The sequence below is a fragment of the Ruminococcus sporogenes genome (assembly GCF_054655175.1).
Map to the genome: position 1 here is coordinate 232,113 of NZ_BAAHOA010000002.1, position 23,183 is coordinate 255,295.

Annotated in this window: 24 protein-coding genes and 1 riboswitch; of the genes, 23 read left to right on the forward strand and 1 reads right to left on the reverse strand. The window is 35.4% G+C overall.

All coding sequences use genetic code 11. The annotated features are described in order from the left end of the window. Positions 1-57: 57 nt before the first annotated feature. From ACYQ0N_RS07590 to csrA, 7 genes are all read left to right on the forward strand, one after another. Positions 58-360 carry a flagellar biosynthesis anti-sigma factor FlgM gene (locus tag ACYQ0N_RS07590; protein ID WP_177533006.1) on the forward strand — a complete coding sequence of 101 codons (303 nt, stop codon included), beginning with the start codon at positions 58-60 and terminating at the stop codon, positions 358-360. 14 nt (positions 361-374) lie between these two features. Continuing rightward, entirely contained in the window at positions 375-842 is a 468-nt protein-coding gene (gene flgN / locus ACYQ0N_RS07595) for a flagellar export chaperone FlgN (protein WP_177533007.1), read from the forward strand. Positions 843-860: 18 nt separating this feature from the next. Next, positions 861-2,390, forward strand: a complete 1,530-nt coding sequence (gene flgK / locus ACYQ0N_RS07600) for a flagellar hook-associated protein FlgK (RefSeq protein WP_177533008.1) — start codon at positions 861-863, stop codon at positions 2,388-2,390. Between the two features lie 17 nt (positions 2,391-2,407). Continuing rightward, positions 2,408-3,445, forward strand: coding sequence for a flagellin N-terminal helical domain-containing protein (locus ACYQ0N_RS07605; RefSeq protein ID WP_177533009.1), 1,038 nt, complete (start codon positions 2,408-2,410; stop codon positions 3,443-3,445). A 44-nt stretch (positions 3,446-3,489) separates the two neighbouring features. After that, positions 3,490-4,080 carry a DUF6470 family protein gene (locus tag ACYQ0N_RS07610; RefSeq protein ID WP_460162362.1) on the forward strand — a complete coding sequence of 197 codons (591 nt, stop codon included), beginning with the start codon at positions 3,490-3,492 and terminating at the stop codon, positions 4,078-4,080. A 74-nt stretch (positions 4,081-4,154) separates the two neighbouring features. Further along, positions 4,155-4,586 carry a flagellar assembly protein FliW gene (fliW, locus tag ACYQ0N_RS07615; RefSeq protein WP_460162363.1) on the forward strand — a complete coding sequence of 144 codons (432 nt, stop codon included), beginning with the start codon at positions 4,155-4,157 and terminating at the stop codon, positions 4,584-4,586. Continuing rightward, on the forward strand, positions 4,586-4,819 hold the full coding sequence (gene csrA / locus ACYQ0N_RS07620; protein WP_177533012.1) for a carbon storage regulator CsrA: 234 nt from the start codon (positions 4,586-4,588) through the stop codon (positions 4,817-4,819). Before fliW ends, csrA begins: the two co-directional genes overlap by 1 nt. Here csrA and ACYQ0N_RS07625 read toward each other — a convergent pair. Beyond that, positions 4,816-5,451 carry a hypothetical protein gene (locus ACYQ0N_RS07625; protein ID WP_177533013.1) on the reverse strand — a complete coding sequence of 212 codons (636 nt, stop codon included), beginning with the start codon at positions 5,449-5,451 and terminating at the stop codon, positions 4,816-4,818. The genes csrA and ACYQ0N_RS07625 overlap by 4 nt on opposite strands. Before the next feature lie 88 nt (positions 5,452-5,539). Between ACYQ0N_RS07625 and ACYQ0N_RS07630 the strand changes: the two genes are divergently transcribed. The 16 genes from ACYQ0N_RS07630 to proC all read left to right on the forward strand — a co-directional run bounded on the left by ACYQ0N_RS07630 (position 5,540) and on the right by proC (position 23,164). Further along, entirely contained in the window at positions 5,540-6,010 is a 471-nt protein-coding gene (locus ACYQ0N_RS07630; RefSeq protein WP_460162364.1) for a hypothetical protein, read from the forward strand. A 66-nt stretch (positions 6,011-6,076) separates the two neighbouring features. Continuing rightward, positions 6,077-8,428 carry a flagellar filament capping protein FliD gene (gene fliD / locus ACYQ0N_RS07635; RefSeq protein ID WP_460162365.1) on the forward strand — a complete coding sequence of 784 codons (2,352 nt, stop codon included), beginning with the start codon at positions 6,077-6,079 and terminating at the stop codon, positions 8,426-8,428. Positions 8,429-8,457: 29 nt separating this feature from the next. Next, positions 8,458-8,835 carry a flagellar export chaperone FliS gene (fliS, locus tag ACYQ0N_RS07640; RefSeq protein ID WP_177533016.1) on the forward strand — a complete coding sequence of 126 codons (378 nt, stop codon included), beginning with the start codon at positions 8,458-8,460 and terminating at the stop codon, positions 8,833-8,835. Between the two features lie 60 nt (positions 8,836-8,895). Then, positions 8,896-9,033, forward strand: a complete 138-nt coding sequence (locus tag ACYQ0N_RS07645; RefSeq protein ID WP_177533017.1) for a hypothetical protein — start codon at positions 8,896-8,898, stop codon at positions 9,031-9,033. A gap of 73 nt (positions 9,034-9,106) precedes the next feature. Further along, positions 9,107-10,909 carry a translation elongation factor 4 gene (gene lepA, locus ACYQ0N_RS07650; protein ID WP_177533018.1) on the forward strand — a complete coding sequence of 601 codons (1,803 nt, stop codon included), beginning with the start codon at positions 9,107-9,109 and terminating at the stop codon, positions 10,907-10,909. Positions 10,910-10,921: 12 nt separating this feature from the next. Beyond that, the gene (locus ACYQ0N_RS07655; protein ID WP_177533019.1) at positions 10,922-11,233 is read left to right on the forward strand and encodes a hypothetical protein; all 312 of its coding nucleotides are present in this window, start codon (positions 10,922-10,924) and stop codon (positions 11,231-11,233) included. Next, the gene (hemW, locus tag ACYQ0N_RS07660; protein WP_177533020.1) at positions 11,230-12,321 is read left to right on the forward strand and encodes a radical SAM family heme chaperone HemW; all 1,092 of its coding nucleotides are present in this window, start codon (positions 11,230-11,232) and stop codon (positions 12,319-12,321) included. The genes ACYQ0N_RS07655 and hemW overlap by 4 nt, the downstream gene beginning before the upstream one ends. Positions 12,322-12,475: 154 nt before the next feature. Next, on the forward strand, positions 12,476-13,435 hold the full coding sequence (gene hprK, locus ACYQ0N_RS07665; RefSeq protein WP_177533021.1) for an HPr(Ser) kinase/phosphatase: 960 nt from the start codon (positions 12,476-12,478) through the stop codon (positions 13,433-13,435). 12 nt (positions 13,436-13,447) lie between these two features. Beyond that, positions 13,448-14,170 carry a phosphatase gene (locus tag ACYQ0N_RS07670; protein WP_460162366.1) on the forward strand — a complete coding sequence of 241 codons (723 nt, stop codon included), beginning with the start codon at positions 13,448-13,450 and terminating at the stop codon, positions 14,168-14,170. A gap of 14 nt (positions 14,171-14,184) precedes the next feature. Further along, positions 14,185-15,096 carry a UDP-N-acetylmuramate dehydrogenase gene (gene murB, locus ACYQ0N_RS07675; protein ID WP_177533023.1) on the forward strand — a complete coding sequence of 304 codons (912 nt, stop codon included), beginning with the start codon at positions 14,185-14,187 and terminating at the stop codon, positions 15,094-15,096. 23 nt (positions 15,097-15,119) lie between these two features. Beyond that, a complete protein-coding gene (gene rapZ / locus ACYQ0N_RS07680; protein WP_177533024.1) occupies positions 15,120-16,001 on the forward strand; it encodes an RNase adapter RapZ in 882 nt (293 codons plus the stop codon). A 23-nt stretch (positions 16,002-16,024) separates the two neighbouring features. Continuing rightward, positions 16,025-16,960, forward strand: a complete 936-nt coding sequence (whiA, locus tag ACYQ0N_RS07685) for a DNA-binding protein WhiA (RefSeq protein WP_177533025.1) — start codon at positions 16,025-16,027, stop codon at positions 16,958-16,960. Next, entirely contained in the window at positions 16,950-20,408 is a 3,459-nt protein-coding gene (locus tag ACYQ0N_RS07690) for a DNA polymerase III subunit alpha (RefSeq protein WP_460162367.1), read from the forward strand. Before whiA ends, ACYQ0N_RS07690 begins: the two co-directional genes overlap by 11 nt. Positions 20,409-20,530: 122 nt before the next feature. Beyond that, positions 20,531-21,493 (forward strand): 6-phosphofructokinase, encoded by a 963-nt coding sequence (gene pfkA, locus ACYQ0N_RS07695; RefSeq protein WP_177533026.1) that lies wholly within the window; start codon positions 20,531-20,533, stop codon positions 21,491-21,493. A gap of 19 nt (positions 21,494-21,512) precedes the next feature. Then, positions 21,513-21,614: riboswitch (THF riboswitch) on the forward strand. Between the two features lie 66 nt (positions 21,615-21,680). Then, positions 21,681-22,265, forward strand: a complete 585-nt coding sequence (locus tag ACYQ0N_RS07700) for a folate family ECF transporter S component (RefSeq protein WP_177533027.1) — start codon at positions 21,681-21,683, stop codon at positions 22,263-22,265. Positions 22,266-22,357: 92 nt separating this feature from the next. Further along, entirely contained in the window at positions 22,358-23,164 is an 807-nt protein-coding gene (proC, locus tag ACYQ0N_RS07705; RefSeq protein WP_177533028.1) for a pyrroline-5-carboxylate reductase, read from the forward strand. The last annotated feature ends 19 nt before the right edge of the window (positions 23,165-23,183 follow it).

Here is a 23,183-nt window from a genome sequence, read left to right on the forward strand (position 1 = left end):
AAACTTACGATAATATATATTAGAGAAGCTTTATCCGGTATGAAAGGAGCTGATTTTATGAATATAAATACAAACATTTACAAGCAATATATTAATTCCGGCGGTTCTTACAGCAATCATACGCAGAAAAATTTCAGCGTCCATGAAAAAAAGTCCGAAAAAAAGCAGGATTCGCTTTATTTTAGCTCAGAAGCCGCTTTTCTTAAGGATAATATAAAAGCAATAAAAAGCTGTGCCGCTGATATTGTCGGTCTGGCGTCGGAGGAGCGTATATCTGCAATAAAGAAAAGCGTCAAAAACGGCGAATACAATATATCTGCGCAGCAGGTTGCTGATTCGATTCTTAACAGATGGATCTGATAGGAGTGCTTATTTTGGAAAATTACGAGGAATTTTATAATTTTATGCTTGAATATACGGAGTTTTTTGAGGAGACTGCCGTAAAGGAAAGAGAAAAAATGAGCGCGTTATTGTCCGATGATCTTAAGCGTATTGAAAAATGCCTTAACGAGCATCAGTCAACTATAAAGAAAGCAGAACGCTTTGAACAGGACAGGCAGAAACTATTGGATAAGATTGGATTCAGCGGAAAATCGTTTCGTCAGATAATTGCCATGGCTGAAGGGGAAGAGAGAGAACAACTGAAAAAATTATATGAACGCTTTAAAATTGCAGTGGACAATGTTTCTCATTCAAATAAAACTGCTTTGCAGATTGCCGAAACTAATATGAAAATTCTTGAAAACATATCTCCAACCGGAGTTACCGATCCGAAATGCTATGATAATAACGGCGTATCCTCAAAGCAGAAAAATATAGGACTGTTAAATAAAAAAATCTAAATTTGGAGGTAAATTCAATTGAGACCTACTTTTTTGGGATTTGAAGCCGCCAAAACAGGCGTGTTCGCAAGTCAGAAGGCTCTTGATATAGTCGGACATAACCTTTCTAACATTAACACTGAAGGATACACGCGTCAGCGTGTCGATCAGGTTGCTCAGTATGTAAATGCAAGCGGAGCAAGACTTAAGCCCGATATGGTTTCACTTGCAGGAATGGGTACATATATCGAAGGAGTCGCGCAGCTAAGAAACGAAAGACTGGATACAGCCTATCGTCAGGAAAACACAAACGCCGGATTCTATAATCAGCAATCTCAGATGTTTTCGGATATAGAGTCTATAATAAACGAGCTTGAGGTCGGTAAGGACGGAAACGGATACGGTCTTAGCTTTGCAATAAAGGATATGTATACCGCTCTTGAGGACTTTGCTTATAATGCGAGCTCTGAGGCCGACGCAAATGTTTTTGCTAATTCTGTTGCTAACGTTACGCAAACGCTTAACAGATTGTCTCAGAACCTAACCAAGTCCGCCAATCAGTATAAGGAAGAATTACAGATAACTGTTGAAGACGTTAATGCCATGATGAAGGATCTTGCCGAACTTAATAAGAGTATCAGGCAGTCGATAAATACTAATGGCTATACCGAGCAATTCGGTCCTAACGAACTTAAAGACCAGCGAAATCTTCTTCTTGATAAGCTGTCCTCTTATGGTAGTCTTCGGGTGGAGGAACAGACAGACGGTACCGTAACTGTCGAGCTTAACGGTCATAAATGCGTTTGGGGAACAGAATATGATACTATAAATTATCAGTCGAACAATAACGGCACTGTTCAGGTAAACTGGAAAAGCAACGGTGAAAACGCAGCCAAAGATACGGGTATCTTTAAAGCCGCCGCAGATATAATAAACGGTAGGGGATTAGGGGCTACTTCGTCAACAGAATCCACTGTAAATGGATTTTTATATTATCAGGATAAACTTGACGCTTTTGCCTCTCAGCTTACGGTCGTTCTTAATAATACAATACCGGATGAGGTTGATGCGGACGGAAATGTTTTAAGCTATAAAAAGCTTGTGGGCGAAACTGTCGAGTCTGAAACGGGATACGACGTGTTTCCTGATATGCTGACAACAGCGGAAAATATAAATATAACAAGCGATCTTATGAACGATTCTTCTTATCTGATCGATAAGAATAACAGTACTGATAATACAAGTCTTCTTGAGCTAATAAACAAGCTTACCAAAGACAAGCATTCGTTTGAGTCTGCAAGTGATAAATTCACTGGAACTTTTCAGGAATTTGTCGCTGATTATACTGGAACCCTCGGCAGTGACAATTCGTATGCGGAAGGACGTTATAAATCGTCATTGTCAATGATAAATGAAATTCAGAACAGCAGAGATGAAATATCGGGTGTTAGCGAGAGTGAAGAAACCGTGAATATGATGACATATAACAGAGCATTTCAGGCGGCGGCCAGAATGATGACGGTTATGGACGGTCTGCTTGACGTAGTTATAAATCAAATGGCGATATAGCGTACGGAGGTCTTTAAATGAGAGTTACAAATAATGCAATGACAAGAAATTATCTTATTAATCTTAATAATAACTTATCCTTGCTGAATGAATCCGGTACACGTCTTCAGACAGGACGAGAATTTACAAAAATGTCTGAAAATGTTTCCGCAGGAACACGGGCGCTTGGTATCAGGACGCAGATGTACAAAAACGAACAGATCCAAAGCAATGTAAAGAAAGCAAGCGAAAGCTTGACTGTTGCAGAAAGCAATATGATGTCGCTTGAAGATATTTTAAATTCTGTGCATGAACAGACAATCAAAGCTTTAAACGGAACCAATGATTCTGTTTCCAATATCTTTTCAATAAACTTTGATTCATTAAAGAACCAGATTGTAGAATTTGCAAATTGCAAATATAACGATACATACATATTAGGCGGAACCAATAACCAATCTGCTCCTTTTGAAGTAAAAGACGGAGAGCTTTTCTATAACGGCGTAAACGTAAATAGTATAGAAAAAACAGACGGAAAATTTACTTCAAACGGAGAAAAAGTTCCGTTTAGTGATAGTATATACATTGATATTGGTATAGGACTTACTGTAAAAAACGGAGCCGTTGATCCTCGTTCCGCATTTAATATGTCTGTTTCCGGGCTTGATTGCCTTGGATACGGAACTACTGAGATAACCTATAAAGATATTAATACAAATGAAGAACACACAATTGAAGCTCCGAACAATGCGTATGAACTGTTAGACGAAATGTCAAAATGTCTTGAAGAAAAGGATTTTGATAAGCTCGGCGCATTAAACGATCATTTGAGAAAAACTGTTGATAATCTGGTAACACAGATTGCCGACGTTGGGGTGAGAACCAATTACCTTGAAAATCATACCGGACGTCTTGAGGATGAAGAATACGTTTTAACAGAAATACAAAACAATCTTGAGTATATCAAGGATACCGATGAACTGATTAATCAGAAAAGTCTTGAATATTCATGGCTTTTAACACTACAGTACGGCGGAAAGGTTATACCTCAGTCGTTGATGGATTATATTAACTAATATTTTAGTTATTTATGATATTTACTTTAAGGGAGGTGTTAATTATGCAATTATTAAAAATCACAACAATTCCTCTTGAGTATGACTTAAATATTCAGAACGCTAAATTAACTGCTCCGCAAATTGAGCCTGCGAAACTCAGTCAGCATACTACGCCTGCGGCAATAAATTTGCAGACAGAAAACGCAAAAGTCAGGATGGATTCATCTGCTATGCGAAGAAGCATGGGAATGAAAAGTATTGCCGATGTTTCAAAGGAAGCTCCTGTTAAAACTCAGGAAACGGCTAATAAAGTTACTTCAGATTATGTCAATATGGGAAATTCCATGGTTAAGCCCGGTATGACTATTGCGCAGTTCATGAAACAAAAATCATTAAGCAATATTACAATTGATACAAATATCGGAGCTATTCCTACTGAAAAAATCGATATGTCATGGGAACCGGCAATTTCGAAAATTTCTGTCATAAGAAGCAAAGTTGATCTTGACTGGAAAAAATCTGCCCGCGAAATGGAATTTATTCCAAGCAGTATAACTCTTGAGATAAAACAGCTTGCTGATGTGAAAATTGAATATTTAGGCGGATTTAACTATGTACCGCCAAGCTCTGATCCGGAATATGAAGAAAAATAAAATTATGGGACTGTTCAAAAATATATTTAAAATTGAACGGTCCTGTTTTATAACAAATTTATGAGAGGTATAAAATGAAAGTCTTAACAAGAGATTTTGGAGAAGTTGACATAAATGAATGCGATATAATAAAATTTGAACAGCCAATATTCGGATTCGAAAATTTTACTGATTTTATTATGCTTTACGATAATGATTTTAATGGAAAATATGCTTGGCTTCAGTCCACACAGGAACCGAATTTGTGCTTTATAATAGCTAATCCTCTTTTAACGTTGAACAATTATAATCCCAACTGTAAGAATGAAGCGGAAAAGATTATAGGTTGGGGAGAATATGAATATTGGCTTATAATGGTTGTTAAAGATGATTTCAGGGAAAGTACGGTAAATCTTAAAAGTCCTGTTATTATTAATTTAAAGAACAATAAGGCTATGCAAATTATTCTTGAAGATGATTATCCAATCCGATATCAGCTTTTCAAAGCCGGAAAGGAGCTGAAATAATGCTTATTTTATCAAGAAAATCCGGCGAAGCGCTTATAATTAATGAAGAAATTGAAATTAAAATTATTGAAGTGAACGGAGACAAGGTAAAAATTGGAATAAACGCGCCGCAGAATGTTAAAATACTCAGAAGCGAGCTTCGTCAGACGGTCGAAAGCAATAAAGACGCCGTATCAGGAGTTAATCCTAAAAAACTGTTTAATTTACTGTCCGATCTTGATGATAAGCATTAACAAATATATTTTAACATTTCAAGACACCCGAGCTTTATATATTCAGCGAGCTCGGTTTGCTCACGTTCCTTAATTTTAAGAATTTTATAACAGTATTTAGAATTCTTACCAAACATTAGTCCGTTGGATAATATTTGCAGATTTAATTCTGTTTCTTTTGAAAAAATAGGATTTCCGATTTTTAGCTTTATCTGATCTTCATATTCACACATAATCCTTGAGCTTCTGAAAGAAACGCTTTTCATTGAAACGGAAGTTACGGTACATTCGTCCCATTTATATACAATTTTATTCTTATTGAATATACCGCTTTTTAAAATAGGTTTGTAAATTTTAGCTCTTATAAATGTTGGAGTTTCAAGTACGTTTTCAGCGCCGGGTATCAGAGTGCATTTGATTGAAACCAGTCTAAGCAGATTTTTAGAAGATAGATATACCTTTCCCGTAATTATATGTGTAGATACGGCTCCTTCCATACAAATTATTTTTGCTTCTGTTGCTATTTTCAGAAGCGGGACAAATTGAGCGGAAAATTCGGCAAATTTGTCTTTTAAAGAAACTGTTGCCTGGCCATATTCAATTATATTATCATCTAATGTTTTTAAAATTGCTTTGCAATTTGACGGAAACATGCGGTATTACCCCTTAATAACATTTTAAGTATCTAAAATATTATAGCATATCGGCAGGAAAAAAGCAATTTTTAAGGAGAAATTATTAATGGATATAAATCTTATAATTGAAAAGCAAGAGCAAATAAACAAGCTAATGGTTAAATATGAAAATATAACAAAGCAAATGCTTGATTGTCCTGTAGACGATATTCTCGGTTATACTGAGAAAAGACAAACCTTATCTGAAATTATAACCGAACTTGATAAACAGATATCGGATGAATGTATAGATTCGCCAATTATTTCAGCGGCTTATAAAAACAAATGTGCCAGAAATGAGCTTGATGAATCTGGAATGAGAGTTTTTGATCTAAGGCAGAAATTTAACAGTATTGCTTTTAGAGTTTCAGGAATGGAACCTCAAATAACTGAACGTATCATAATTTTAAAAAATGATCTTATGAATAAAATCAAGAAGAATAATTCAGGACAAAACGCAAAGGCGGCCAAATATGCAGGGGCAGGTTTGTCAGGAGGAAAAAAGTTTTTCTTTCCTGAAAATAAAAAAAGTATTTAGGCTTTATTTTTTCAGCTTTCTTACGATATATTAATTAAGGAATAAATTTTTGAGGAGGATATTTTTATGAATGTAAGCTCAAGCGATTCAAGTACATATACTAATGCCGCTTACAGCAATAAAGGCATGTCCGGCTTGATATCTCAGATGGATACTGAAAGTCTTGTTCAGAGTATGCTTTCAGGAATACAAGCCAAAATAGATAAGCAGAATCAAACCAAACAGCAGCTTCTGTGGAAGCAGGAAATATACAGGGACATTATTTCAGATATAAATAATTTTCAGGCGAAATATTTTAACCTTGCCTCTGATTCGTGCTTAAGACTTGAATCCTTTTATAATTCCATGAAAACTTCAAGTTCGTCTTCCGCTGCGGAGGTTACTGTCGGAAATAACGCTTTAGACGGTGATTTCAGCATGCAGATTGCCAGACTGGCTACTGCCTCCAGTGTAACATCAGCTAAAGTTGGAACAGGTGAAATTTCCACCTCAACTTCAAAATCTGACAGTTTTGAATACAACAGAAATATTGATATAAAAATAGGCGACAGATCTGTTTCAGTAGATTTGAAGGGCGCCGTTACAGCCGATGATATTTGCGGCCGCATTAATTCTGCTATTGGTTTAGCAGATTTTGCAAAAGCCGAAAAGGAAAACGTTACGATATATAAAGATGACGACGGCAATGAGCTGACATATACGGACGGCAAATATTATGACAAAGACAACAATGAATATACCGGAAACGTTAATACGTCCACTGAAGAAAGAATTAAAAATATAACTTTTGAATCAGATTCGGAATTTGAAATTTCAGGTTCATCAGCAGGATTATCAATATTAGGATTCAGCGGAACAATTAAATCTGCCGCTGCCAAGGACGACGATGGTAATGAAATTTCCGGGAAATATGAACTTGAATCAGCCTCTGTAAATACCAAGTTTGCTGAAGTGGGAAATATTAACGGATATGTTGACATTACTCTAGACGGAGTAAAAAAATCAATAGCTGTAAACGAAAACGAATCGATGAGCGATTTCAGAGATAAAGTACAATCGGCGTTTGGTAGTTCAGTACAGTTTACAAACGATGGCGGTATTTGGAAAATTTCAGTAGCGGGGACAGGAAGAAATCTGACTTTGTCTGCTAATTCTGAAACTATGGAGGCAATAGGCTTTTCAAGCGGGACTACGACAGCTTCAAACCAGATTGTAAGAACAGATACTATAGGTAAATTAGGTATCGGTGATGAAACGAATACAGATACAAAATATTCATTCACATTAAACGGCAAGGAAATAGAATATACGGCCGCAGATACAGTATCGACAATAATGAATAAAATTAATTCAAGCGATACCGGCGTTAGTATTACCTATGACGAATTAAGCGATAAATTTAAAATTTCATCAAACTCGACAGGAGCCGGTTTTGATATAAATCTAAGCGGTGATAACGAGGGATTGTTTTCTAAGCTCGGTTTTACCGTTGATTCTTCCGGAAATCTTGATAGATCTACCGTAACCGCCGGACAAAATGCAGTTGTAAATATAAACGGTGTAACAGTTGAAAGAGCAAATAATGATTTTACTTATAATGGTCTTACAATATCATTAAAGTCAACTACCGGTTCATATGTTACTAATGCAGACGGAAGCTTTGCAGAAAACAGCGACGGTACAATAAAAACTGTTTCAGGCACTACAGAAGATAAGGCTCAAATTTCAACTTCTCGAGATGTTGATAAAATAATAGATAATTTAAAGTCGTTTGTCGAAGATTATAATAGTCTTATTGATAAATTAAATGGCTTTACACACGAGGAAGCTTCCTATAAATCTTATGCTCCTTTAACTGACGCACAGAAAAAAGAGATGACCGAAAAAGAAATAGAGCTATGGGAAGAAAAAGCTAAGGAAGGTCTGTTAAGAAATGACAGAGACATATCAGATTTTCTGAGCGGCATGAGATCTGCAATGTATACACGAGTAGGAGCGAAATATGTTTTATCTAACATAGGTATAGATTCAAGCTCTCAGTGGTCTGATTATGGAAAACTAAGCATTGATGAAGATAAACTGAAAAATGCATTGCTAACTGATCCCAACGGAGTAAAAGAACTTTTTACCGGAGAAAACGGACTTGCAACCAGACTTAATAAAATATGTGACAAGGCTGCAAACACAAGTTCAGGAAGTCCGGGTGCATTGGTTTCTCTTGCCGGAGTAATTGGCAAAGGAACTGAAAAGGATAATACTATAAAAGATAAATTAGATGCCATTTCTAAAAAGCTTGAATCTCTTAATATGGTTTACGAGAAGAGGAAACAAAGATATTGGAATCAGTTTAATGCGATGGAAACCGCTTTATCAAATATGAGCTCACAAAGTTCATGGCTTTCTCAAATGATGGGATAATTACTTCACAGAACGGGGAGGAGTATTAAATGGCGGCAGTTAATCCTTATGAAGAATATCAAAAGCAATCTATTATGACAATGACTCAGGGTGAGCTTGTTGTTCAGTTATTCAGAGGATGTTCCAAGAAACTTAATTTAGCAGTTTATTACATAGAAGAAAATAATACGGAAAAAGCGGAGGAATCTCTTTATAAGGCGCAGAGAATAATAAATTATTTAAATGCTTCATTAGATAGAAGTATAGATATTTCTTCAAATTTACACTCATTGTACGATTATTTTGTCAGGATGATTGTTAAAGCAAAGATAAAAATGGATTTGGAGATAATCAAGGAAATTATTCCTATGATAGACGGTTTAGGGGATTCTTTTCAGGAAGCCGAAAGAATTGTTCATAAAAAATAATCTAAAATCCGATTTGCTTTTAAGTAAATCGGATTATTAATTTATAAGGGAGATATAAAAATGAATAACAATTATATTAAACCGGAAATAACTATTATAAAATTTAATGAAAAAGATATTATTACCGGCTCGGCAGAGTCGTATGACAGAATTGATGAAGACGGAAATATTAATCTTCCGCCGGTTGAAATAGAATGAAGATTTTTGTTTACAAATTTTGATATTTGTGTTATAATTTTTGTTGATATTATTTGAATCGGAGGAACACGAATTGTCAACAGAAAATATCCGTAATTTTTGTATTATTGCTCATATTGACCATGGAAAATCAACATTGGCAGACCGAATCCTTGAGAAAACATATACAGTAGCAAAGAGAGATATGGAGGAACAGCTGCTGGATAATATGGAAATTGAAAGGGAACGCGGTATAACAATAAAAGCTCGTGCTGTGAGATTGAAATATCATGCGCTTGACGGAAAAGAATATATCTTTAATCTTATTGATACTCCCGGACATGTTGATTTTAATTATGAGGTTTCACGTTCGCTTGCGGCCTGCGAAGGAGCAATACTTGTTGTTGACGCATCGCAAGGAATTGAGGCGCAGACGCTTGCAAACACTTATCTTGCAATAGAGCATGACCTTGAAGTAGTTCCGGTAATTAATAAGATAGATCTTCCTTCAGCCGATCCCGAAAGAGTCTGCGAGGAAATAGAAAATGTAATAGGCATACCGGCAGAGGACGCTCCGAGAATATCGGCAAAAGCCGGTTTAAATATTGAAGACGTTTTAGAAAAAATAGTAAAAGAAATTCCTGCTCCTTCGGGAGAAGCAAATAAACCGTTAAAGGCGCTTATTTTTGACAGCTACTATGATGCATATAAAGGCGTTATAATATATGTACGTATCAAAGAGGGCAGTGTAAAAGTAGGAGATACTATAAGACTAATGGCCGCAGGTTCTGAATTTACAGTAGTTGAAGTCGGTTATATGGACGCTGTTGATCATATTAACAGCGGTATGCTTTCGGCGGGCGAGGTTGGCTATATATCTGCCTCTATTAAAAGTATAGGTGAAACTCAAGTTGGAGATACGGTAACAAATGCGTTAAATCCTTGCAGCGAACCTCTTCCGGGGTATAGAAAAGTAAATCCTATGGTTTATTCCGGCATTTACCCAGCTGACGGAGCAAAATATGAGGATTTAAGGGAAGCTCTGGAAAAGCTCCAGCTTAACGACGCTTCGCTTTCATACGAGCCTGAAACTTCCATAGCGCTTGGCTTTGGCTTTAGATGCGGTTTTCTGGGACTTTTGCATATGGAAATCATACAGGAAAGACTGGAAAGAGAATATAATCTTGATCTCATAACTACCGCGCCGTCAGTTATTTATAAAGTAACTCTTACCAATGGTGAAACCAGGTTTATAGATAATCCAACTAATTATCCGGATCCGGGTTTGATTTCCAGCGCTGAGGAACCAATGGTAAAAGCGGAAATTCTGGCTCCTTCTGATTATGTAGGCAATATTATGGAATTATGTCAGGAAAGGCGCGGTATATTTAGAGATATGAAATATCTCGATGAAACCCGTGTTTCCCTTCATTATGAGTTACCGTTAAATGAAATAGTGTATGACTTTTTTGACGCGCTTAAATCAAGAACTAAGGGATATGCGTCTTTTGATTATGAAATACTCGGATATGCGCCTTCAAAACTTGTAAAACTGGATATATTGTTAAACGGGGATATTGTTGATGCCTTATCGTTTATTGTCCATGCCGACCGCGCTTATTCCCGTGGCAGAAAAATGGTTGAAAAGCTAAAGGAAAATATTCCAAGGCAGCTTTTTGAAGTACCTATCCAAGCTGCCATAGGAGGTAAAATAATTGCCAGAGAAACGGTCAAGGCTATGAGAAAAGACGTTTTGGCAAAATGCTACGGCGGCGATATAACAAGAAAAAAGAAATTGCTTGAAAAGCAAAAGGAAGGTAAAAAACGAATGAGACAGCTCGGAACTGTAGAAGTTCCGCAGGAAGCTTTTATGAGTGTCCTCAAGCTTGATGAATAAGATGGTGAAAATATGAAAAAATATAAATGTCCTCATTGCGGTGAAAGATCAATAACGCCTTTAAAAAAGGCATTTGCAGGCAATCAAAAATCCAAAGGAGTTATGTGCCCAAGCTGCGGAAAGCATTGTACAAACGGTATGCAATCGGCAATATTTCATACTATAACCGATTTGTTAATGCTAATAGCAGTTGTTATTATGTATATAAAAACTGATTTAAGTTTTTTTCCCATTATTATAGTTATTATTGTAACGTTTATAATAAATAAAATATTTGACGCTCTTTTTTTCCCGCTTGTACCGAGTCTCAGAATTGACGTATGATGACAGGAGTGTATATACATGTACCGTTCTGCTCTAAAAAGTGTCCCTATTGTGATTTTTATTCATGTAATTATAGCATAAAATCGGCAGAAAAATATAAAAATGCGGTAATTCGTAATATACGGAATTTGCCGCATGCAGATGTTGATACCGTTTACTTTGGAGGCGGTACACCGTCAATTATTCCATCAGAATATATAGCGGAAATAATAGAAGCTTTAGAATGCAGATTTAATTTGATTTCTCCGGAAATAACCATAGAAATAAATCCGTGTACGGTTACAGAAGCAAAATTAAATAGCTATAAAATTGCCGGAATTAATCGGCTTTCAGTTGGCGTTCAATCTGGTAACAATGATGAATTGGAATTTTTAGGCCGTTCTCATTCTTTTGAAAAGGCGGCGGATACTATAATGCTTGCAGCTGAAACAGGATTTTATAATATATCCTGTGATCTAATGATAGCATTGAAAGATCAAACTTTTGAAAAGCTTGAATGCTCTGTTACGAATATAATTAATCTCCCTATTCAGCATGTATCATCTTATATTTTAAAAGTAGAAAAAGAAACTCCGTTTTATAAAAATAAAACTTGGAAGTTGTTGCCTGATGACGATCAAATTGCTGATTTATATTTATATACCGTGAAATTATTAGAAGAATCCGGTTTTAAACAGTATGAAATTTCAAATTTTTCTAAAATCGGTTATAAAAGTCGTCATAATATGAAGTACTGGAAATGCGAAGAATATTTAGGTATAGGTCCTTCAGCTCATTCGTATTTTAATGGAAAAAGGTATTATGTTCCGGACGATTTAGACAGCTTTTGCGAGAATGATCATCAGATAATAATAAATGAGAAAACAGATCTGGGAAGCGGTAATGAGCGTATTATGCTGGGACTGCGTCTTACAGAAGGTATTAATCTTGAAGATTTTGACAATAATTTAGATTTATATAAGCGTTCTATGAAATACTGTAAAAACGGTTTTGCAGAATTAAATGATAATTATTTAAAACTTACGCCAAAAGGATTTTTGGTGTCTAATTCAATAATAACAGATTTGTTATACGGCAATGGTATGTAAAATGTCATTGCCTTGTTTTTTAAAATCGGTGTTAAATCTTAATGCACTATTGAAAATTCCGAGAATATAGAGTATAATTAAAAAAAGGGTTTTATAATCGATAATTCTTTCCTTGCCAACTAAATAATATATCTAATAAAATAGGAGGTCTTAAATGGCTGAAAAATTTACTGTTTCATTACAGAAAATAATAAATGAATTTAAGCTTGAATCAATTTATACTCCAAAACCGCCTGAAGAAATATTTATTGATGAAAACGACGTTAATCGTCCCGGTCTTCAGCTTATGGGATTTTATGAATATTTTAATCCCGAACGAATACAAATTATAGGAAAGATGGAATTTGCTTATCTTTCAACAATAGACGAGCAAACCAGAAGGGAACGTCTTGAAAAATTATTCTCTCAGAGACTGCCTGCACTAATCATAACCCGAGAGCTTCCTTACTTTGCTGAAATGCTTGAGCTTTCCAAGCAATATGAAATGCCTCTTTTACGTAGTAAGGAAAGTACGTCTAATTTTATGTCGGGACTTATAGCATTTTTAAACCTTAATCTTGCTCCAAGAATAACTCGTCACGGCGTTTTAATAGAAATTTATGGTGAAGGAGTTTTTATAACAGGAGAAAGCGGTGTAGGAAAAAGCGAAACTGCAATTGAATTAGTAAAAAGGGGACATAGACTTGTAGCCGACGACGCGGTTGAAATAAGAAAGGTTTCAAATATCAGTTTAGTAGGAAGTTCACCCGATAATATCCGTCATTTTCTTGAGCTTCGCGGAATAGGTATTATTAATGCAAGACGTCTTTTTGGTATGGGAGCAGTTAAGCTTACTGAAAAGATTGATCTCATAGTTGAAATGGAACTATGGAATCCCGAGAAGATATATGATAGAATGGGAGTGGATAATCAGTATACGTCAATATTAGGCGTTAAGGTTCCGTCGCTTACTATTCCTGTTAAACCGGGACGTAATCTTGCTGTCATTCTTGAGGTTGCAGCTATGAATAACCGTCAGAAAAAAATGGGATATAATGCGGCTCAGGAACTTTTGGAAAAGCTTGGACTTGACATGGACAGTAACGACACAGTTAAAAATTATGAGCAATTTTAATAGGAGGTTAAAATGTTTATTGAAGCTGATCTTCACTGTCATTCGATAGCGTCAACTCACGCATATTCAACAGTAAAAGAGCTTGCTGAGTCTGCCTTTGAAAATGGATTAAAACTATTTGCATTAACAGACCATGCGCCTGAAATGGAGGACGCACCGCATATTTGGCATTTTAATAATTTGGCGGTTCTTCCCAGAATAATTAAAAATGTTATTGTATTAAAAGGCGTAGAAGCAAATTTAAAAAACATTGATGGCGAAATCGATTTATCTTCATATGACCTTAAATGCACGGAATGGGTTGTTGTATCATGTCATGAACCTGTTATAAAACCAGGTTCGACCGAAGAAAATACAAAAGCTTATTTAAATCTTATAAAAAGATATTCAGAGGTAGATTTAATCGGTCATCCAACCACATGGAAATATCCGGTAGATTTTAATATACTTGTTAAGGCATGTAAAGAATACGGTGTATTTCTGGAATTAAATGAAAGTTCAGTTAAATTCGGAAGAAGTCCGGTTGAAAACTGTATAGAAATGCTTAATGTTTGCAAAAAATATTCAATGCCGATTATAGTTAATACGGATTGTCATTACAGTGATATTATAGGTCAGACGCCGACAGTTTATAAAATAATTGAGGATATAGACTTCCCCAAAGAATTGGTGTTTAATCGAAAAGCCCAAAATATAATCGATTATCTTTCAAAAAAGAAAAATATAATTATATAGAGAGTGAGGAAGGAATGCCGTATATTGAAAGGTTAGCAGCGATATGCAGCAACATCGGCTGTGGATTCAAGACCAACGAACTGCTTAAGAGTCACACTACATTTAAAATCGGAGGAATTTGTAAATGCTTTATAGATGTTAATAATGCTGAATCACTACAGAAAATATTATATTTTCTTAAACAAGAAAACGTTTCATATTTTGTAATGGGACGAGGCAGCAATATATTAGCGTCCGATGAAGGCTATGACGGAGTAATACTTCATATAGGAAAATTATTTTCAAATATAGAAATTATCAACGACACCGATATCAGATGTACGGCAGGAGTTGCTTTGAAGGATATATGCCTCTTTGCAATGGAAAATTCCCTAACAGGGCTTGAGTTTGCATATGGTATACCCGGAACATGCGGAGGAGCACTTTATATGAATGCGGGTGCATACTGCGGTGAGATCAAGGACGTTGTTAAAAGCGCACGTTATATTGATGAAAAAAATACTATCAGGGATATTGCTACTAATGAAATGTGCTTATCATACAGGCACAGCATATTTTCTGAATATCAAAATAGTATTATAACAGATATGATTTTTAGTTTGAAAAAAGGAAATAAAGAAAATATAAATGCCAAAATGTATGAACTTATGGGTCGCCGAAGAGATAAACAGCCCCTTGAATATCCAAGTGCAGGAAGTACATTCAAGCGTCCTGAGGGAAGTTATGCTTCACTTTTGATAGATCAATGCGGATTAAAGGGACTATCTGTAGGCGACGCTCAGGTCAGCTTAAAGCACAGCGGCTTTATTATTAATAAAGGAAACGCTTCATGTCGCGATGTATTGGAGCTTGCAGAAAAGGTTTCAAAAATTGTTAAAGATAAAACCGGATATAATCTGGAGTTAGAACCGGTCGTTTTAAGATAAAATATATATCGGAGGATGGTTATATGCAGTTTGTAATAGTAACGGGTATGTCGGGTTCCGGAAAATCATGTGCAATGAACGTGTTAGAAGATATAGGATTTTACTGCATTGATAATATGCCTCCGCAGCTATTAAATAAATTTGCAGATATATGCATGCACTCTAAGGGACAGATTGAAAGAGTCGCAGTGGCGGTTGATATACGTTCCGGAGAAATGTTCAGCGAAATTTTTGACAGATGGAAAATGCTGAAGGATAATATTGATTTGGAAGTCAAAATTCTTTATCTTGAGGCCAATGACGAAGTTTTGATAAAAAGATATAAGGAAACAAGACGCAAGCATCCGCTGGACGATAAATTTTCAAGCTGCCTTCATAAGGCAATCGCTTTTGAAAGAGAACAGCTTAGTCCTCTTAGAGAAGTTGCAGATTATTATATAGAATCATCTTATCTTTCAACATCACAGCTCAAGGAAGAAATCAAAGGCTTATTTCTCGAAAAGAACAGTGATTCAATGATAATAAAAATTATGTCTTTTGGATATAAATACGGTGTTTCAACAGAAGCTGATCTGGTATTTGACGTCAGATGTCTGCCGAATCCATATTATATTAAAGAACTTAGATCTCAGACCGGCTGCGATTCCAGCGTAAGGGATTATGTAATGAGTTTCGAGCAGTCAAGAATTTTATTGGATAAAATAAAAGATCTTTTAGACTTTCTTATACCATTATATGTACATGAGGGTAAAAGCCAGCTTGTTATATGCTTCGGTTGTACGGGTGGCAAGCATAGGTCAATTACTTTTACCGAGCTTGTTTCAGATTATCTTATTAAAAGAGGATTGAGAGTTCAGAAAAGCCATAGGGATATCGGAAAAGATATCAGCTATTACAGAACATAACCAATTTAAGGAGGAATGCCGAAATGGCGTCCTTTTCCAATGATGTCAGAGGAGAAATTTGCTGTACTGTAACAGATAAAGACAAAAAATATGCCTGTTTATACGGTATTATATTATTTTGCCGTCATATAAGTGAAAAAAGCGTAACAATAAATACAGAATCTGAGAAATTTTTCAAATTGTCTTGCGAGTTGATAAAATCAGTATTTAACCGTAACATAATTTTTGAAACAGAGATTATACAAAAGAAAAAAGGGAATACGGGCTATTATATTAATATTAATGATGCGGATTCAGTTCGTTTAATATATGAAGCTTATAACATCAATATTGAAAAACGCGAAATAAATCTTAAAAATATAGTCATAAATAGCTTAAACGCTTTTTTAGCAGGAGTATTTCTTATATGTGGAAGTGTTACCGATCCTGAAAAAGAATATCACTTGGAATTTACTCTGCCATGTGAACAATTATACTTTGATCTTGATAAATTATTACTTAGCTTAGGTATTTCTTCAGGAAGAACAGAAAGAAAAAAGAATACTGTACTTTACATCAAAGACAGTGAAAATATAGAAGATATATTGACCTTTATAGGCGCAAGACAGTGTACTCTCAATCTTATGAATATCAAGATTTTCAAGGACGTAAGAAATAAAGTAAACAGAATTGCAAACTGCGACGCGGCTAATATTGATAAGGTTATAGCTGCTTCAGCAAAGCAGATTAACGATATAAAGATTATTAAAAATGCCGGTAAATTTGAGGATCTTTCCGCTGAATTGAAAGAAACCGCAAATCTGCGCCTTTTATATCCTGAATACAGCTTGCAGGAATTAGGTGATAATCTTTCAAAGCCTATCGGACGTTCCGGCGTAAATAGAAGATTTTTAAAGCTTGCTGTTATAGCGGATGAAATTATAAAAAAAGATAAAGACGGTGAAAATATTGGAAACTGAAAACGGCTTCGTACATCTTCATGTTCATAGTGAATACAGTCTGCTCGACGGCGCTTGCCGCATTAAGAAGCTTGTAAAAAAAGTAAAAGAGCTTGGTCAGACTGCAATCGCAGTAACCGATCATGGCGTAATGTACGGAGCAGTTGATTTTTATCGTGAAGCTTTGGCGGCAGGTATTAAGCCGATTATTGGCTGCGAGGTATATGTAGCGCCAAGAACACGTTTTGATAAAGAGGCAAAGCTTGATTCACGTCCGTTTCATTTGATTTTACTATGTAAAAACAACAAGGGCTATCAAAATCTTATTAAACTTGTTTCATTGAGCTATACTGAAGGGTTTTACAGTAAGCCCAGAGTTGATTTAGAAATTCTTGAAAAATATTCCGACGGTCTTATATGTCTTTCCGGCTGTATAGCAGGAGAAATTGCAAAAAAGCTTATAAACCGAGAATATGAGTCAGCCAAAAAGGCTGCTTTGAATTATGAACGAATCTACGGAAAAGGAAATTATTATTTAGAAGTTCAAAATCATGGAATAAAAGATGAAATTGAAATAATTCCTATGCTCAAAAAGCTATCAATAGAAACCGGAATACCACTTGCTGCAACTAATGATTCACATTATATAGAAAAAAGCGACGCAGAAACTCAAAATATATTGATGTGTATTCAGTTAAAGAAAACCATATATGAGCCTAATAAGCTTAAATTCCCCACTGATGAATTTTATATAAAATCTACGAAACAGATGTACGAGCTTTTCGGAGATATGCCGGAAGCAGTCATAAATACATTCGATATAGCAAAACAATGTAATGTAAGCTTTGAATTCGGGGTAATCAGGCTTCCTGAATTTAAAACCGATGGAGAAAGGGATAATATATCATTTTTTAAAAATTTGTGTTTTTCAGGTTTAATCGAAAAATACAACGAGCCAATTAATAAAAGTATCAGGGAGCGTCTTAACTATGAAATAAAGATAATAGTTGAAATGGGCTATACAGATTATTTTCTTATTGTTTGGGACTTTATAAGATACGCAAAAGAAAATAACATCCCGGTGGGCCCGGGAAGAGGCTCTGGAGCTGGAAGTCTATGCGCTTACTGCATTGGAATTACAGGTATAGATCCAATAAAATATAACCTCCTGTTCGAACGTTTTTTAAATCCTGAAAGAGTAAGTATGCCTGATTTCGATATAGACTTTTGCATTGAGGGCAGACAGCAGGTTATAGATTATGTTGTGAATAAATACGGATCAGAACGTGTTTCTCAGATAATAGCGTTTGATACGCTTAAAGCAAGAGCAGCAGTAAAAGATACCGGAAGAGCTTTAGGCCTTTCAGTTAAATTCAGAAATGACATATCTTCACTTATACCAAAGGATTTAAATATTACTATTGAAAAAGCAATTGAAAAAAATGATGATTTAAAACAGCTTTATGATACTAATCCTACAGCTCACAAGCTGATTGATGAATCCATTAAGCTTGAAGGAATGCCGAGAAATGATTCTATTCACGCAGCGGGCGTAGTTATATCTTCCGTTCCCATAACTGATATTGTACCTGTAAAAACAAGCGGAAACGCCGTAGTAACGCAATATACAATGTCAGCTCTTGAAAATCTCGGACTTCTTAAAATGGATTTTCTGGGACTTAGAAATCTTACTGTTATAAAACATTGTGTAGAGCAGATACAAAGATATGAAAATAATTTTAATATTAATAAAATTTCTGTAAATGATAAAGATGTATATAAAATGATGTCTTTAGGTAAAACCACAGGAGTTTTCCAGTTTGAAAGCGATGGAATGAGAAGGGTTCTTATTCAGCTAAAGCCGGAAAATCTTGAGGATCTTATAGCTATTATTTCGCTTTACCGTCCGGGCCCTTCTGAATCCATACCAAAGTATATATTCAACAAACATAATCCTGATAAAATAACTTATAAGCACCCAGTTCTAAAAAATATTCTTAATGTAACCTATGGCTGTATGGTATATCAGGAACAGGTTATGGAAATATGCAGAGTTGCCGCGGGATATTCCTACGGAAGAGCGGATTTGGTAAGACGCGCAATGGCCAAAAAAAAGCATGATGTAATGGAAAAGGAACGTAATATATTTTTATACGGCAATAAAAATGACGACGGTACTACAGAATGCTGCGGAGCTATAGCAAACGGTATTAATGAAAAAACTGCAAATGAGATTTTTGATGAAATGAGCGGATTTGCCTCTTATGCATTTAATAAGTCTCATGCAGCAGCTTATGCTTATTTATCTTATCAGACGGCATATTTAAAATGTCATTATATGAAAGAATATATGGCTGCGCTTATGTCAAGTGTACTGGGTAATACTGATAAATTATCCGAATATGTAGAAGAATGCCGTCAGAATGAAATAAAAATATTAAGGCCGGATATAAATAAAAGCTATGCTGAATTTACAGCAGAAGAAAATGGTATAAGGTATGGACTTCTCGCAATTAAAAATATAGGTAAGGGGATAATACTAAGTATTATAGAAGAGCGAGAAAAGAATGGTGTTTTTCAATCTCTTGATAATTTTTGTGAAAGAACATCAGAATTGAATATAAGCAAAATAATAGTCGAAAATTTAATAAAATCAGGAAGCTTTGATAATTTAGGTGCAAATAGACGTGAAATGATATCCAATTATGAATACATTATGGACAGTTATTCACATTTTACAAGAAAAAATATTGAAGGACAAATGAATTTATTTCCTGATGGAAATAATCGGATTCATCAAAAATTTAAATTTAAAAGTCAAGAAGAGTATAAATATAACGATCTGCTTGAATTTGAAAAACTGTCAACCGGCATGTATATATCAGGTCATCCTCTGGATGAATTCAGAATCTACACTAAGCTTATGAAATTAAATTCTATTTCAAAAATAAAAAATAATAAATACCTGAACAAAACTATTGAAGAAAAAATAATAGGAGTTTTAGACGATATAACTATACATTATACATCTACCGGGAAAAAAATGGCTTTTCTAAATATTCAGGATATAACCGGTCAGATTTCATGCACACTGTTTCCAGAAGCATACAATTTATATAAAAATAAACTACAAATCGGAGATATTCTTTATATATACGGAAAAATATCTAATAAGGAAGCCTTTGAAACATCCATAATATGTAATAATCTTTATTCTAAGTCGGAATTTAAGAATATTGCGGAATCAAAGCGTCTCTGTATAAAGCTGAATGGGACGCAGAAAGAAGTAGCTTTAAAAATTATTAAAGCCGCTGAAGATTACCCGGGAAATATATCGCTATGTTTTTATTTAAATGATTCAAAAAAATATATTAAACCGAAAAATGTTAAAGGAGTTAAAATTTGCAGCGAGCTTATAAGCATACTTGAAGAAGTAGTTTCAGGTGATAATATAGGATTAATTGATTAAAAATTAATTTATATATATTTTTTTCTTTATTTTACTCGAAATCACTTGACAAAAATCTTAAATGTAGTAAAATAGTATATGGTAAATTAAACATGCCAAGAGGCGGATAGGAGTTATATTTAATGCTTAAAAAGATTGGTGTTTTGACGAGCGGGGGAGACGCTCCCGGAATGAATGCTGCTGTTCGGGCAGTAACAAGAGCCGCTATAAGAATGGGTATGCAGGTTTACGGCATCCGCAGAGGATATAATGGACTTATTAACGGAGACGTTATAGAAATGAATGAAAGAAGCGTTTCTGATATAATTCAAAGAGGCGGAACAATGCTTTATACCGCCAGATGTCCTGAATTCAGAACTGAAGAGGGCGTTAATAAAGCTAAGGATAAGTGCAAAGAACTGGGGTTGGAAGGTATTGTAGTAATTGGCGGAGACGGTTCGTTCAGAGGAGCTGCTGATCTTTCAGCAAAGGGTATACTCTGTGTCGGTCTTCCGGGTACTATAGATAATGATATTTCATGTACAGAATATACAATAGGCTACGATACGGCCATGAATACAGCAATGGAAATGGTTGACAAGCTCAGAGATACCGCTCAGTCTCACGACAGATGCAGCGTAGTTGAGGTTATGGGCAGGGGAGCAGGCTTTATTGCCGTTAATACCGGCGTGGCTTGCGGAGCTACGTATGTTATTACAAGCGAGGTTCCTTATGATCTTGACGTAATCGCAAAGAAAATGCTTGAATCCAGAAAAACAGGTAAGCAGCATTTTATTATAATAGTTTCCGAGGGCGTTGGTCATTCGGATGAAATTGCAAGAACTCTTCAGGAAAAGACTGGAATTGAAGCCAGAACTACTATTCTCGGTCATGTTCAGAGGGGCGGTTCTCCTACTGTAAGAGACAGAGTTGTTGCAAGTCAAATGGGTTATTATGCAGTTAATCTGCTCTCACAGGGTATTGGAAACAGAGTTGTCGGAATGCAAAATAATAAAATCGTGGATTATGACATTCAGGAAGCTCTTTCCATGAAAAAACCTTTTGAGGAAGATTTATATCATATAGCAGATGAAATTGCATTTTAATAATTATACGAATATAGGCATCAGAGTAGAAAACTATGCGTAAAGTGGCCGACAGACGGGGAGTTGCTGTTGGAACGAAAAGCACAAAAAACTTGCGGTATAGTTTTCGCATCCCGCTGTATGCATAAAGCGCCTTTTCATAAACGGCTTCTTTGTGCAAATCAGCACAATTTTTAGGAGGTTTTTTATGAAAAGGTTTATTTCAATGGTACGCGATTCAGCAAAGGAACTGACAGATATCAAATGTATTGTCATGACGGGCATGCTTATAGCTATACATGTTCTTCTTGGTGTATTTATAATGATTCCAGTGGGTGAATACATAAAAATATCATTCAGTTTTCTGGCTCTTGCCGCAATAGGTATGCTTTTTGGACCGGTACCGGCCGCAATGGCAGGCGCAATAACTGACATTCTTGGTTTTCTTCTTGCCAATAAAACCGGAGGGGCATATCATCCCGGATTTACATTAGTGCAGATTACGGGCGGTATTATTTATGGATTAATTCTATACAAGGCTGATTTAAACAAATATTTTGTATTTAAGTGTATTATAGCAAAGGCCATGATAGCAGTAATATGCAATCTTCTTATGAACTCATATTTTTTAAGCGTTCTATGGGGGCAGTCGTTTTGGGGACTTATGCCTGCAAGATTATTAAAAAATGCTATTCAGCTTCCGGTTGACGTAATATTGATGTCTGCTGTTCTACCTACTGTTATGTATGTTTACAAACGAGTTTTCGGAAAAAAAGATATATTAGTTAAATAAGTAATTGTTTAAATCACTTGTTAGTAATATTTTTAACTGACAAGTGATTTTTTGCAAAAATAAAATGATAATAATTATGAATGGAGGAAAAAATGAAAAGAAAAATCGGCTTTTTAGGTGCGGGTAATATGGGGAGCGCAATAATGAAAGGCGTCGCCTTCAGCGAATTAAGGTGGGATATTGAAATTTATGCTTTTGATCCTGACGAGTCGAAGGTTGATGCCTTGTCAGGCTTTGACGTAATAAAATGCAATGACGCCGCTGAAGTTGTTAAAGAATGTGATATTGTATTTTTGGCGGTTAAACCTCAGTCTTTGGAAAACACTTTAAAATCGGTTAAAGACTATGTTAAGGAAAGAATGGTATTTGTTTCAATTGCAGCAGGAATTTCTTCCGATTATATTAGAAATTCTCTTGAAGACTACAGCGTAAGAGTAATTTTGGCAATGCCTAACACACCTTTGCTTCTTGGAGAGGGAGCGACAGCAATCGCAGAAAGCAATTCTGCCTCTGAAAAACAGTTTGACTTTGTATGCAGAGTTTTTGAAGCTTGCGGAAAGATTAAAGTTATCCCTGAAAATAAAATGAAAGAAATAATTGCCGTAAACGGAAGCAGTCCGGCTTTCATTTACCTTTTTGCTAAAGGTTTCATTGATAATGCTGTAAAAAACGGTATAGACGAAGGAGCGGCAAAAGCATTATTCTGCCAGAGTTTAATAGGCTCTTCAAAAATGATAATGGAATCTGAATATGATATTGACGAGCTCATAAAAATGGTATCTTCACCAGGAGGCACAACATTGGCCGGTCTTCAAAAGCTATATGATAATAATCTGCTTAAAGCAGTTGACGAGGCTTGTGATGCGTGTACAAAGCGTGCATACGAGCTTGCTGACTGAGTTAAGTATAATTTTCGGT

Excerpts from the sequence above, each read along its gene's own strand:
- ACYQ0N_RS07590 (WP_177533006.1), top strand. The coding sequence starts at position 58 with ATGAATATAAATACAAACATTTACAAGCAATATATTAATTCCGGCGGT.
- ACYQ0N_RS07605 (WP_177533009.1), top strand. The coding sequence starts at position 2,408 with ATGAGAGTTACAAATAATGCAATGACAAGAAATTATCTTATTAATCTT.
- ACYQ0N_RS07610 (WP_460162362.1), top strand. The coding sequence starts at position 3,490 with ATGCAATTATTAAAAATCACAACAATTCCTCTTGAGTATGACTTAAAT.
- fliW (WP_460162363.1), top strand. The coding sequence starts at position 4,155 with ATGAAAGTCTTAACAAGAGATTTTGGAGAAGTTGACATAAATGAATGC.
- csrA (WP_177533012.1), top strand. The coding sequence starts at position 4,586 with ATGCTTATTTTATCAAGAAAATCCGGCGAAGCGCTTATAATTAATGAA.
- ACYQ0N_RS07625 (WP_177533013.1), bottom strand. The coding sequence starts at position 5,451 with ATGTTTCCGTCAAATTGCAAAGCAATTTTAAAAACATTAGATGATAAT.
- ACYQ0N_RS07630 (WP_460162364.1), top strand. The coding sequence starts at position 5,540 with ATGGATATAAATCTTATAATTGAAAAGCAAGAGCAAATAAACAAGCTA.
- fliD (WP_460162365.1), top strand. The coding sequence starts at position 6,077 with ATGAATGTAAGCTCAAGCGATTCAAGTACATATACTAATGCCGCTTAC.
- fliS (WP_177533016.1), top strand. The coding sequence starts at position 8,458 with ATGGCGGCAGTTAATCCTTATGAAGAATATCAAAAGCAATCTATTATG.
- ACYQ0N_RS07645 (WP_177533017.1), top strand. The coding sequence starts at position 8,896 with ATGAATAACAATTATATTAAACCGGAAATAACTATTATAAAATTTAAT.
- ACYQ0N_RS07655 (WP_177533019.1), top strand. The coding sequence starts at position 10,922 with ATGAAAAAATATAAATGTCCTCATTGCGGTGAAAGATCAATAACGCCT.
- hemW (WP_177533020.1), top strand. The coding sequence starts at position 11,230 with ATGATGACAGGAGTGTATATACATGTACCGTTCTGCTCTAAAAAGTGT.
- hprK (WP_177533021.1), top strand. The coding sequence starts at position 12,476 with ATGGCTGAAAAATTTACTGTTTCATTACAGAAAATAATAAATGAATTT.
- ACYQ0N_RS07670 (WP_460162366.1), top strand. The coding sequence starts at position 13,448 with ATGTTTATTGAAGCTGATCTTCACTGTCATTCGATAGCGTCAACTCAC.
- murB (WP_177533023.1), top strand. The coding sequence starts at position 14,185 with ATGCCGTATATTGAAAGGTTAGCAGCGATATGCAGCAACATCGGCTGT.
- rapZ (WP_177533024.1), top strand. The coding sequence starts at position 15,120 with ATGCAGTTTGTAATAGTAACGGGTATGTCGGGTTCCGGAAAATCATGT.
- whiA (WP_177533025.1), top strand. The coding sequence starts at position 16,025 with ATGGCGTCCTTTTCCAATGATGTCAGAGGAGAAATTTGCTGTACTGTA.
- pfkA (WP_177533026.1), top strand. The coding sequence starts at position 20,531 with ATGCTTAAAAAGATTGGTGTTTTGACGAGCGGGGGAGACGCTCCCGGA.
- ACYQ0N_RS07700 (WP_177533027.1), top strand. The coding sequence starts at position 21,681 with ATGAAAAGGTTTATTTCAATGGTACGCGATTCAGCAAAGGAACTGACA.
- proC (WP_177533028.1), top strand. The coding sequence starts at position 22,358 with ATGAAAAGAAAAATCGGCTTTTTAGGTGCGGGTAATATGGGGAGCGCA.